This window comes from Paenibacillus sp. OAE614, assembly GCF_040546645.1.
Lineage (GTDB): Bacteria > Bacillota > Bacilli > Paenibacillales > Paenibacillaceae > Paenibacillus_AQ > Paenibacillus_AQ favisporus.
Map to the genome: position 1 here is coordinate 437,638 of NZ_JBEPOD010000001.1, position 11,455 is coordinate 449,092.

Annotated in this window: 13 protein-coding genes; 9 read left to right on the forward strand and 4 right to left on the reverse strand. The window is 39.8% G+C overall.

Annotated features, from left to right (window positions below):
* The first annotated feature begins 42 nt into the window (after positions 1–42).
* The 8 genes from ABIE48_RS02335 to ABIE48_RS02370 all read left to right on the forward strand — a co-directional run bounded on the left by ABIE48_RS02335 (position 43) and on the right by ABIE48_RS02370 (position 4,862).
* On the forward strand, positions 43–1,083 hold the full coding sequence (locus ABIE48_RS02335) for an NAD(P)-dependent alcohol dehydrogenase (RefSeq protein ID WP_354518228.1): 1,041 nt from the start codon (positions 43–45) through the stop codon (positions 1,081–1,083).
* Positions 1,084–1,180: 97 nt separating this feature from the next.
* On the forward strand, positions 1,181–1,615 hold the full coding sequence (locus tag ABIE48_RS02340; RefSeq protein WP_145025726.1) for a VOC family protein: 435 nt from the start codon (positions 1,181–1,183) through the stop codon (positions 1,613–1,615).
* A gap of 44 nt (positions 1,616–1,659) precedes the next feature.
* Entirely contained in the window at positions 1,660–2,091 is a 432-nt protein-coding gene (locus ABIE48_RS02345; RefSeq protein ID WP_192716358.1) for a GNAT family N-acetyltransferase, read from the forward strand.
* Positions 2,092–2,104: 13 nt separating this feature from the next.
* Positions 2,105–2,677 carry a GNAT family N-acetyltransferase gene (locus ABIE48_RS02350; RefSeq protein WP_313958224.1) on the forward strand — a complete coding sequence of 191 codons (573 nt, stop codon included), beginning with the start codon at positions 2,105–2,107 and terminating at the stop codon, positions 2,675–2,677.
* A gap of 75 nt (positions 2,678–2,752) precedes the next feature.
* On the forward strand, positions 2,753–3,529 hold the full coding sequence (locus tag ABIE48_RS02355; protein WP_192716359.1) for an HAD family hydrolase: 777 nt from the start codon (positions 2,753–2,755) through the stop codon (positions 3,527–3,529).
* Between the two features lie 106 nt (positions 3,530–3,635).
* Complete coding sequence (locus ABIE48_RS02360) at positions 3,636–4,076, forward strand: HAD hydrolase-like protein (protein ID WP_192716360.1); 441 nt, start codon at positions 3,636–3,638, stop codon at positions 4,074–4,076.
* Positions 4,077–4,135: 59 nt separating this feature from the next.
* Entirely contained in the window at positions 4,136–4,564 is a 429-nt protein-coding gene (locus ABIE48_RS02365; protein ID WP_354518231.1) for a hypothetical protein, read from the forward strand.
* Between the two features lie 13 nt (positions 4,565–4,577).
* Positions 4,578–4,862 carry a hypothetical protein gene (locus ABIE48_RS02370; RefSeq protein ID WP_192716362.1) on the forward strand — a complete coding sequence of 95 codons (285 nt, stop codon included), beginning with the start codon at positions 4,578–4,580 and terminating at the stop codon, positions 4,860–4,862.
* A 76-nt stretch (positions 4,863–4,938) separates the two neighbouring features.
* Here the strand turns inward: ABIE48_RS02370 and ABIE48_RS02375 are convergent, their stop codons facing one another.
* The 4 genes from ABIE48_RS02375 to ABIE48_RS02390 all read right to left on the reverse strand — a co-directional run bounded on the left by ABIE48_RS02375 (position 4,939) and on the right by ABIE48_RS02390 (position 9,700).
* On the reverse strand, positions 4,939–5,835 hold the full coding sequence (locus ABIE48_RS02375) for a copper amine oxidase N-terminal domain-containing protein (RefSeq protein WP_192716363.1): 897 nt from the start codon (positions 5,833–5,835) through the stop codon (positions 4,939–4,941).
* Positions 5,836–6,160: 325 nt separating this feature from the next.
* Positions 6,161–6,682, reverse strand: coding sequence for a GerMN domain-containing protein (locus tag ABIE48_RS02380; protein WP_354520570.1), 522 nt, complete (start codon positions 6,680–6,682; stop codon positions 6,161–6,163).
* Positions 6,683–6,713: 31 nt separating this feature from the next.
* On the reverse strand, positions 6,714–8,123 hold the full coding sequence (locus tag ABIE48_RS02385) for an N-acetylmuramoyl-L-alanine amidase family protein (protein WP_192716365.1): 1,410 nt from the start codon (positions 8,121–8,123) through the stop codon (positions 6,714–6,716).
* 416 nt (positions 8,124–8,539) lie between these two features.
* Complete coding sequence (locus tag ABIE48_RS02390; protein WP_192716366.1) at positions 8,540–9,700, reverse strand: DUF5050 domain-containing protein; 1,161 nt, start codon at positions 9,698–9,700, stop codon at positions 8,540–8,542.
* Positions 9,701–10,052: 352 nt separating this feature from the next.
* Here ABIE48_RS02390 and ABIE48_RS02395 point away from each other — a divergent pair, with 352 nt between their 5' ends.
* Entirely contained in the window at positions 10,053–10,349 is a 297-nt protein-coding gene (locus ABIE48_RS02395) for a hypothetical protein (protein ID WP_354518233.1), read from the forward strand.
* The last annotated feature ends 1,106 nt before the right edge of the window (positions 10,350–11,455 follow it).

Genomic DNA, 11,455 nt, shown 5'->3' on the forward strand with positions numbered 1-11,455 from the left:
CTTAGCGTTTAACCCTAATTTGAAGGTAGGATGGTGTCGGCCATGAAGACCGGGATCGAGACGAAAGAGCATCAAGCAAGTTTAGGAACAGGTACGATGAGGGCGCTTGTCTATGAAACTTACGGACAGCCGGATGTTCTTCGGATTGAAGAGGTGGAAATCCCTAAGCCCAAGGAACATGAAGTGTTGATCGCGGTCCACGCCGCATCTGTAAACTCCTGGGACTGGGATCTCCTGCGTGGAAAACCGTTTGTGAACCGTATTGGTGGGATGCGGAGGCCCCGTTACCGCATTTTAGGTGCAGACATTGCAGGAAGGGTTATCGCTGTGGGGGCGGCCGCCAAGCGGTTTCGTCCAGGCGACGAAGTGTTTGGGGATATTTCCGGCTGCGGCTGGGGAGGGTTTGCAGAGTACGTCTGCGCTGACGAAAAAGCACTGACGCCGAAGCCGGAAGGCGTAAGCTTCGAGCAGGCGGCAGCCATCCCTCAAGCAGCGGTTCTGGCCTTGCAGGGACTGCGCGATAAAGGAAAGCTAGCGAAAGGCAGTCACGTTCTCATCAATGGAGCAGGCGGCGGTGTAGGCACGTTCGGGATTCAATACGCCAAGCTGCATGGCGCAGTGGTAACCGGCGTAGATCGGGCCGAGAAGCTGGAAACGCTGCTTTCCGTGGGGGCGGATCATGTTGTGGATTACATGAATGAAGATTTTACTGCAGGTGATAAGCGATATGATCTGATCCTCGATGTGGTCGGAAACCGATCCGTATTTGCGATCCAGCACGCACTCCAACAGGGCGGCTCCTATGTCATGGTGGGTGGTTCCTTTCCGCGTATTTTTCAGACATTATTGACTGCACCGTGGACGGCTAAGCTTCAAAAAAAGAACTTGGGATTGCTGATCCATAAGCCGAACCATGAGGACCAGTTGATCTGGAGGTCTTTGGTGGAAACGGGTCAAGTCAAGCCTGTCATTGATCGGGTTTATTCGTTGGGGGACGCGGCCAAGGCTTTTGAGTATTTCGGCCAAGGTCGAGCGATAGGCAAGGTGGTCGTTCGAATAGACAGAGGCGTTCCGGAGAAATAAGAATGTTTTAAGGAAAAACCTTGTAAATTTTAGGAATCCATATAAAATGAATTCAATGTTTCATGGGACGTTACAAAATATCGGAGGAGAAGAGGATATGATTCAGTCCATAGTTCATATCGCGCTAGTCGTTAAGGATTACGATGAGGCTATCGATTTTTATACGAAAAAGCTTCATTTTACATTAGTCGAGGATACGTATCAGCCAGAACAGGATAAGCGCTGGGTCGTCGTTGCTCCTCCGGGTTCGGCAGGTACGACCATTTTGCTCGCAAGGGCATCGAAACCCGAACAGGAACCATTCATTGGCAATCAGTCGGGCGGAAGGGTGTTTTTATTTCTGAATACGGATGATTTCTGGAGAGATTACAACGATATGATCGCCAAAGGGATCGAATTTGTGAGGGAGCCGAAAGAGCAGTCCTATGGAATGGTCGCCGTCTTTAAAGACCTGTATGGGAACCTGTGGGACTTGCTTCAATTGAAAGAAGGCCATCCGATCATGGAGCGAATGAAAGCGGGTTATTCATAAGAAGAGAAGGAGTAAGACGCTATTGAACCCAATAGGAGGATACGATGCCCGAAATCTCCAAAATACGAAGAGGAACAGCCGATGAAGCGAATTACGTAAGAAATAAATTGATTGAATTTAACTCCAAGCAAGTTCCCAATGGTATTTATGAAGAAATGAACCTGTGCATAAAGGATGAAAAGGAACACATCATAGCCGGCATAAACAGTGTGATATGCTGGAATTGGATGGAAATTGATATTTTGTGGGTAGATGATGAGCATCGTGGAAGTGGACATGGGAAAAGGTTACTGGAGGAAGCGGAAGAAATTGCGCGCTCAAAGCAGTGTACTTTCATTAAATTAAACACCTTCAGCTTTCAGGCTCCCGAGTTCTATAAGAAATATGGATATAAAGAAATGGCTGTGATCGAGAACGCACCTCTAGGAAGTAAGCATTACTACTTCATAAAAGAGTTAATCGATCATCAAGTTTAGGAACATGATTGGAATGACAACAAGCTCAGGCAACGTTAGGGCTTGTTTTTTTATACAAGTATTAATTGGTGAGCGGGTGATGTCATTGAAGATTGAACTGAAAGCTTTATCAGAAACCGACGACAGAGACATTTATGAAATGATCCATGAAATTGGACTAGGCGAGAACGGGTTTACCACCAATTTTCCGGAACATGATTTCGATCAGTTTAAAGCCAGTTTACCTAGATTGGTTGAAATTTCAGCGGGGATTAACTTGCCTGAGGGCTATGTTCCACAGACGATTTACTGGATGTACATCAATGATCGTCCAGTTGCCTATGGAAAATTGAGACATCGATTGAATGAACGCTTGGCGGAATATGGCGGACATATCGGTTATATCGTACGGCCAAGTGAACGTGGCAAGGGCTACGGAAAGCTTTTCTTGTCGGAGCTATTAAAGAAAGCAAAGGATTTTGGAATTGAAAAACTGCTACTCACCTGTGACGAAGTAAATATAAAGTCCAGGAAGGTCATTGAATGTAACAGCGGAACTCTTGAGGGAATTAATAAAGGGATTTGCAAGTACTGGATACAGCTTTAATGGAAGTTCGAGATAATGGGATCGGCATCAGGTAACCTATGTGTTCATTTGTATTTCTTTGAAGAGAGAATTTCAATGAATTTTGCAGCAGTTGTTTTGGATTTAGACGGAACTCTCCTCAACTCCGATAAACAAATTACTGACCGGAACTATAAGGCTATTCAGGATTGTTACGAGAAAGGAATGAAAATCATCTTTGCGACCGCACGGCCACCAAGAGCTGTGAGATGGTTATTACCAGAAGAACTGCTGAGGATGGGTTCAACTATTTTTTATAACGGAGCCTATATTAAATGCGAACAAACAGGAATTCATCATCATGAACCTATTGAAGCTCGAATGACCGCTGAGGTTTTGGAATATGGGTTAAGCTGCGACATGGATTTGAAAATAAGTCTGGAAGTCATGGATGAATGGCTGAGCCTTGAGGAGTATGATTATACAGCCTATATGAAGGTTCAGGAAAATCCCATCGCGAAATCGTTGGAAGAACTAAAAAAGCTGGATGCAACAAAAATTCTTTTTTACGGCAATATGGATACCAGCTCATTTAATGAGAAGCTTGCAGCCCAATTGAATGTGATCGTTACAGATCATGGAGAACTTGTTCAGATTACATCTAAAATGGCCTCAAAGGAAAAGGCTGTAGATCTACTATGCAAAAGCTTGAAAGTCCCACTCGAAAATGTGATCGCCTTTGGTGACGATCGAAATGATCTTGGATTATTTAAAGTTTGTGGTTGGCCCGTGGCAATGGGAAATGCAGTGGAAGAACTAAAGGCGTTGGCAAAAGAGGTTACGGATACGAATGATAACGATGGAGTTGCCAAGATACTGGAAAATATTCTGTAAGCATTACTTCATTGGAAATCAAATAAGGGTGGTCTGATGAAAATCGTTCATAGTTCAGATGAAGAATACACTATTTGCAAATTAGAAAGCAGGTCGACATTAGCTCATGAGATACAAACATCTTTTATTTGATCTGGACGGCACGGTTACGGACCCTAAGATAGGGATTACCAAGTCGGTACAATATGCACTGAACAAATTCGGGATTCAAGAGGATGACTTAGATAAGCTGGAGCCGTTTATCGGTCCCCCGTTGAAAAATTCGTTTATGGAAATCTATTCTTTTTCAGAGGACCAGGCGCTGCAAGGCGTTGAATATTATAGGGAGTATTTTAGGGAACGCGGAATATTTGAAAATGAGTTGTATCCCGGGATGCAAAACGTGCTGAAGCAGCTGCAGGACGACGGATTTACGCTGTATGTCGCCACCTCTAAACCGAAAGTGTTTGCGGATGAGATCCTGAAATATTTTGAAGTAGACCATTACTTTGAATGGGTCGTTGGCAGTCATCTGGATGGGACGCTGTCCGACAAAACCGTGCTTTGATGCCACAATGGCAGCTTCTGCATAGAAGCAACGAGCTTTTCCCGGCCGAGATTATCAGGATGGAAATGGCTGACGCCAGGGCCTTAAAGCGGCTCGGATGGGAGCAAAACTTTGACTGGGGCGTCTATTTCCGGCCTAACGAGAAGTCCGATGCGTATAAGTTATTGGCCGTGGGCAATAATTTTATCGAGGGCGCGATTGCTTATCATATTGACGAGGACTCGGTGTTTGTCGACCTTTTGGAAAGTGCCCCAAGCAATAGGTTTTACAATAGAGATCGAGAATTTAAAAATGTGACTGATGTCCTTTTGGGGGAGGCTTGTGTTCAAAGTTTTATGGCCGGAAAAGATGGGTACGTCTCATTTAAACCGAAGACGGAATTATATTCATATTATGAGCGCAGATTTAACGCAAAGTACGGTGGTATGGGCCTTATGTTCCTGGATAACATTGCTGCCCTCCGCCTGATTAAGTTATACTATAGGTAAGGAGATGATATCCATGGTTAGAAACGCACGTTCTAAGGCAGCTAATTTTACCCGTCGATCTGTAAAACCGCCTTTATCGAAGGGTATAATAAGAAGAGCACGTACGGGATACAGTATGAACAGTGGCGTCATGATCATCCCCCCATCGTCATATGAGAGAGCTCAGTTTTCTGATTCCATGCGGAAAATCCGCGAGGAAATGAAAAATAAGCTCGGTCCTGAAGCTTACGAAGAACAAATGAAGAAATCGAACGATGAATTTAAAGCCTTAATGGCTGGTCGCGAAGTCCGCTCGTAATGAGCGGGCTTTTTTTGTGCCCTCTTTTGTTTAGCCTTCGGACCTACGAAGGGTATACAAAACACCAAAGCTACAATTATTTTATTTCCTCTTGAATATCAAACACTTGATTTAACGACACTTCTTTTTGACCTAACTTTTCTTGGGCACCATCCTGGTTAACAAATCCATATTCTGCCTCCATAATAGGGAGCATGACTTTGAAATAAACGAGTTTATTGGATATTGCTGGCTTCTGGCCATATTCTTGAACAATCTTATACGGTAAAAAGGAGAGACCTTTGTTGGTCTCTTTCTTATTCAAGTCAACTTTTCCTATCCAAGTTAAATTGCTTGCATTTTCATTAATTTTATAATATCTAATGACATCACCAGTTCTGATAAAAAAACTATCTGCTTTTCCTTCAGTGAAATAAAGAAACTGTGTCAGATCCTCATTATATTGCTTACTGATCTTTATTTCCGGTAAAAGGTCAAATCTAGGAAGCGACAACACTCCACTTCTCTCTTCAGATAATATATTACTTTCAATCTTCTCTTTTACCGCTTTACTCTGTTTTGAAACATATACAGTATTAGTGTGTGAATTCCATCCAACTGATGCACCGACAGATTCGGATATAAAGCGAAGAGGAACCATCACTCTACCTTTTTCAACTTTAACTGGATAAGAGAGATTTTTCTTAACATTATTAATTAACGCGAATTTGTCGCCTACCTGTAGAGAAATGTTTGAATCTGAAGATTTTAAATTAAGTGTTTTTATTGCATTATTCCAAGTTATGGTCACACCAGGGAAATTCGATACAATATTAAGCGGGACTACAGTGGTGCCGCTGTCAATGTAACTTTGGGCACTTGTAGCTGGTACTCCATTGACGATTAAATTAAGATTTTTCTTGGCAGATACGCTACCTGAAAAAAGACTAAGCGCAACTGCAGCGGAAAATAAGGTGTAAGCTATTTTTTTCACCTCAAAATTCCTCCTTTTTATGAATATTAATCTTGCAGTTATAATATTAGACGCTAAAATGGGTTCAACAGTTGCCTCAATTAATAGCATCAATTGTTGAGAATCATCCTAAAGGAAATGGATTTTTTCCGGTATACTGTATTAAGTAGGAAAGTAGAATGGAGCTCTTAAAAGAATCGTAGATAGCATTAAAAAGATATGTGGTATGACCGAACTGTGCGCATCCGCAAGCAAACGGCCTCTAGACGCATCGGTGCGCAGAGGCCGTTTGAATTGTTTTTTCCTGGATTGCTCCCGATTTTATTGGGGGAGAGCGCCCCAGCAACTATGGCTGATCTCTTTGTATTGGTTGCTCAAGCTCTGTATGACCCATTAGACTATCGAGACGTTTACCATCCACCAACAACTCGATATTTTTTACTTCATCAAATTGAAAATATGTTCTTTTGAGTACTTCTAATGCTAATTGTTCTGGTCCTGAACCTAATCTTGCATCGTCTGGAATGTGTATATCAATTGTTACTGTATCTTCATTGAACGATACTGAAATCAATTCAATCTTATTCCACAAAGATATTTTTTCAGGATTCGTATTTTCTTGCAATGCTTCAAATATTTCATTGTCATTATTGAAGGAAAGCTCGTACTCTTCCTGCTCAAGCTTTTCCACCTGAGTATCAGTAAAATAAACCTCGATTTTTTCCGTTTTAGTTGTGTCCTTTTCTGTTATTTCATTAGTTCCAACTGAAGTCTGAGTATTTCCTTTGGATTCTTGTGTTTTTTGGCCGCAGCCTATTCCAATAACGATTAGTAGTGAAAGCAATAGTACACAGCATATCTTCTTCATCAAAGTGACCTCAATCCTCCTGGGGACTTTTTTACTCGATGTTCAAATATTCTTTGATACCGTCAACAATGGCTTGAGCTGCTTTATACTGCACAGTATCAGACATCATTGCCTTTTCATCTGAAGCATTACTTAGGAATCCAACCTCTAACAGGACCGCTGCCATCTTTGTTTCCCGAATAACTTGAAGACTAGTGTTCTTTACACCACGGTCTTTCAAACCCATGGCTTTAACTAGCCGCTTGTGTATAGCTTCTGCCAGTTGTTTACTGCTGCTTCGCTGATAATAATGCGTTTCTGTACCTGTAGCCTGTGGAGACTCGAGCACGCTGTTTCCATGAATAGATATGAATGCATTAGCGTTTAAAGTATTGGCTAGTTGGACGCGTTCTGTTCGGGTAGGGTATACGTCACTATCGCGAGTCATGATGACTTCAATTTTAGGTTCTTTCAAAAGAAGTTCCTGGACTTTTAGCGCAAGTGCGAGGTTAAAGTCTTTTTCGTGTTTATTACTAATGCTTGTTGTTCCCGGATCACTGCCCCCATGCCCCGCATCAATAACTACGATCTTTCTTTTTTCCTCATCTGCAGAAACGGGGGGCTGCGAATCACTGCCGGTTCCACTTAGATCAATAATCAGTTGATCACCGATAATTTCTTTATGATATTGAACGGGAATGTCATTATTTAACTCAACAACAATACGGACTAGATCAGGATCTGTACCAAATAGGGAATATCTAACATCGGATACGTCCGATTGTCCGCTTACATCCAATTTACCAGCCATTTCTGAATCCAGCGGCTGAGTTAAAGTACCAAACGTCGTATTAGGTAAATCTACGACAATCCGATTGGGGTTAGCTAATGTAGAGACCTTGGGGGTTGCCTTTCCATCGATGCTTACAATGAGCTGATGGTTCAAATAATTAATCTGATTTACACGAGCTAAAGATTCCTCACTATCACCCTCCGTTTCGGGTCCTTCAGATGGATCAGGATTTTGTTGGGGACTTGTTAGGTAAATAACCTTATTCTTGTTATCCCAGTTTACGGAGAGTCCCATCTGTTCACTTACGAAGCGAATGGGAACGACCACGCTTTTATTGATGTTTTGAGGAGCTGTATCCAGCAATACGAGTTTGTCATCCACCTTGGCCTCTTTTTTGCCAACGGTTAAAAACATTGCTTTTGAGTTTTGCTCAATTTTAGCGATATGTGCCTTTTGATTCCAGTCCACTTGAAAATTTAAATTTTCAGCTACCACTCGTAACGGAACCATCATGTAATTATTAATTATAGATACCTTCACATCTGCAGGTAAAACCAGTTCTTGACCATCTAATATCATTTTAGAATGACTAGAAGCAGCATTGCTTTGGTTTGGTAACAAGATCAAAAACAACAAGGACAAAAAAAACACAAAAATAGACCTTTTCATTCTACACCTCTATATTGTTGAAAATATTTTTATTGAATTCTAAATCAAGTAGCTAACCTACGAACTTTAAAGACGTATACAAATCTAGAAAATCACTGTTGACCAATAAACGAAACGATAAATTCCAATCGCAAGTATACTCTTGAGATTGGAATCTAATAAAGTTAGATTGGATAAGACCAAATTATCCGGAGAGTACTATGTAACCATTCTTAGCAGATATCACCTCTTTTTTTCCTGAAATTATTCCATAATAATACATGATATACTAGTTATAGACAAAATAGGGATATATTTAATAAAAAATGCGATGAAGGATTAATTTAGAGCTCATATATTAGCTGACACTGAAAAGGCGTTATTTGTTGCATTTGCGCAACAAATAACGCCATTTAATAATTCAAGCAATGCTAGCATTAATTTATATTAATTGAGATCCGCTTATTTCCATCAATATAGTACCATTCATTATAACCAGCAGAAATATCCGTTACATAATAGTGATTAGGTGTAGAGTACAATCGAAGACCACTTTCTCCAATTTCGTCTTTTCCTTTTCCATCCAACGTTAATTTGACCATCGTTTTCTGTCCGTGATTACCATCATTCCCCTCGTTCAACAATATAAATTTATTGTCTACATCTAACGAGAAAATGTTGTTTTTTTCTGACTGGTAAATAGCTTTTTTGTCAGTAGCATCAAAATTCATTGAATAAATACTTCTATGGTCATGAAAGTATATTTTTCCATTTTGTATTATTGGTTCAAGTGTAGTTTCACTAGAAAAAGTATATAATTTCTTCTCCTGTGGATTTAAAATATTTGTTTTGAAGAGTACATTTTTACGCATAAAGAATAAATCATTATTAACCACGTTAACCAACGTTCCATCATTAACAACGGATTGTTTCTGTGATCCGTCTCTCTTCATTTTATAGATACGATTACCTTCATCGTTATAATAAAGCCAATCACCAACTAAAACTAGTCTTGTTCCACTGCTCGATAGCTTTTGAAGTTGATTATTGCTTAAATTCAGTTTGTAAATCCCATTATCAACGAAATAAATATTGTCTGAATCTAAGTTTAAATATGTCGCCGCATTAGAAGCAATTTTAATTTGCTGGGTTCCATCTGGTTTCATCTTATAAAGACCATCTTTTGTGGAAGGAGTAGCAAGGCTTTCTTTATAAGATAAGTAGACCCAGTTATCAATTCCAGCAATTAAACCTCCGTTGGCTAAGTTACTTGCTGTATTTCCGTATTCCCCTGTTGTAAGAGGAGGATTCTGATCTTCTTCTTCCGGGACTTGCTCTCCAATATACACAGTCTTACTCTCATTATTCCAATTTATTTCTTTACCTAAAAGTTCACTAATACTGCGAAGAGGGACATAAGTTACACCTTTATAATTAAAGTTATCAGTATCTACGTGTTTGCCATTCACCATTATTGTTACGGAATTAAAAAGTGCAGAAATATTTGTTTCAATTTTTTTCGCAGAAACAGAAGACGTATTAAAAACAATAGCTGCTCCGGTAAATCCAATAACTAATCCGAGAAAAAGCTTTTTCAAATGGTTCCTCCTTCTTATAACATGAATTATTTTTAAAAAGTATGTGTCATATTTATGACGGTAAAAGAAGAGTAAAAGTTTCGGTAAAATAGTCCAATGTCCTCAAATAAATTCCTAGCAGGATACGGCGGCTGCTGGATTATCTGTATCTAGTACAAGCATCTGATAGTATTTTTTAGCCTCTGCAATAACCGAGTCCATTAGCAAACGTTCTATAGTACATACTTAATTTTGATATAGTTGGTGTATATAGTAGAAAACTACTCTTCAGAGAGGGGGGATGGAGATCCAAACAAAAAAGATAATTCAAATTTTTTTTACTGTTTTATATTCTATCTGGGTGTTTTACATATTGAGTAATGGTGAAAAACTGGGAGGATGGCTTATCCCTATTATTGTGATGATCGCATTCGCTTTATTTTGGGAGGGCTGGATATATTTAATTATGTCCACACTTTTGATGTGGGTAGTATCTGTACCTTTATGGTGGTTTTTGATCGAACGTCATGAAAATTATCAAAGAGCAGCCAATTTTAGTGGCTCATTGCCCTTGATTATTCTCGCTTATGCAGGTTGTGTACTTATACCTCAGATAATTATATTAGCAATCAAAAATTTCATTATAAATAAACTAAGAGAACGAAGGTAAGGAAAAATGGATTATAAACATTTACCAAGAGTGTTGTCTTTTATGTTTCCGGGTATGGGGCAAATTCTCCTTAAAAAGTGGTTAACGGGTATTATTTTCATCTTTATTCATGTTTTTGTAAGTGTGATTATGCTTATGATCTTCGTGAGAGTTATCTCCTATTACAAAATTTACCCTGACGGAGAAATTGTACGACCATGGGATATGTTCATTGTGTGTCTTTTCGTTTTAATCTTGAATGGGATTATTTCGATTATCACTGCTCGTCCTGCTGATTCAGAATAGCTGCGTAACCTAAATCAAACACAGTTCAGTTCATTGTCCTCGTTTTCGTTCACCTCCTTACAAATATATATATTCCAGCACATAAAAAGCTTAGGTAAAAATTGGAGTACGAGTGATAGAGAGAGACTTCCTGAAAAGGAAGTCTTTCTTGCTATAGATAGGGCTAAACCCTAAACTGGTGAAGGCTTCCCTTATTTAGGGAAGCCTATATGTTATAGGGAAGCCTATATGTTATATTGAGGAATTTTTACTCTTAGCTATTGGACGTTTTATTTCGGTATCATATACCGCTGTCTTGGTTAGTGTCTTCCCATCTATTTCTGCTAGGGTTCTGAAACGTCGATTGGGATCGTACCCGACTCCACCAACTCTTGCCTCCCCGTAACGATCTTTTTCGGAAAGAATATTGTTCAGGTAACTCCGATTAATTTTTTCAAATTCTTCATCTCCAAAAATCCAGTATGTCAAAAGAAAACTTTACATAAGTTTTAACCTTGGCCGCATTACGTGTCGCTGCGGTAGTACCCCTGTACAGCAGCCGTCATTGGATCGTCGAAATTTCACCTGAAACTCCATTAGCCACCATTCTATTACTTTATAGTAGATACCGGCTGGAGAGTGCTTTGCCATTGGGTTTTAATATGTGTCGAAAAGCATGCTTTTTGGAACAACTAGAAAGGGACTGTTTCCTTGTTCCAAAATGTCCTAAAATATATTTAGAAACATTCCAGTTGTAAGATGGGGATTTTGGAACAGAAAATAGTAAAGAGGGTACAAAAATGAAGATCGGATATGGCCGGGTTTCGGTAAAGGATCAAAAT

Excerpts from the sequence above, each read along its gene's own strand:
- ABIE48_RS02385 (WP_192716365.1), bottom strand. The coding sequence starts at position 8,123 with ATGAAAAGGTCTATTTTTGTGTTTTTTTTGTCCTTGTTGTTTTTGATC.
- ABIE48_RS02345 (WP_192716358.1), top strand. The coding sequence starts at position 1,660 with ATGCCCGAAATCTCCAAAATACGAAGAGGAACAGCCGATGAAGCGAAT.
- ABIE48_RS02350 (WP_313958224.1), top strand. The coding sequence starts at position 2,105 with ATGACAACAAGCTCAGGCAACGTTAGGGCTTGTTTTTTTATACAAGTA.
- ABIE48_RS02340 (WP_145025726.1), top strand. The coding sequence starts at position 1,181 with ATGATTCAGTCCATAGTTCATATCGCGCTAGTCGTTAAGGATTACGAT.
- ABIE48_RS02355 (WP_192716359.1), top strand. The coding sequence starts at position 2,753 with ATGAATTTTGCAGCAGTTGTTTTGGATTTAGACGGAACTCTCCTCAAC.
- ABIE48_RS02360 (WP_192716360.1), top strand. The coding sequence starts at position 3,636 with ATGAGATACAAACATCTTTTATTTGATCTGGACGGCACGGTTACGGAC.
- ABIE48_RS02335 (WP_354518228.1), top strand. The coding sequence starts at position 43 with ATGAAGACCGGGATCGAGACGAAAGAGCATCAAGCAAGTTTAGGAACA.
- ABIE48_RS02365 (WP_354518231.1), top strand. The coding sequence starts at position 4,136 with ATGGAAATGGCTGACGCCAGGGCCTTAAAGCGGCTCGGATGGGAGCAA.
- ABIE48_RS02380 (WP_354520570.1), bottom strand. The coding sequence starts at position 6,682 with ATGAAGAAGATATGCTGTGTACTATTGCTTTCACTACTAATCGTTATT.
- ABIE48_RS02370 (WP_192716362.1), top strand. The coding sequence starts at position 4,578 with ATGGTTAGAAACGCACGTTCTAAGGCAGCTAATTTTACCCGTCGATCT.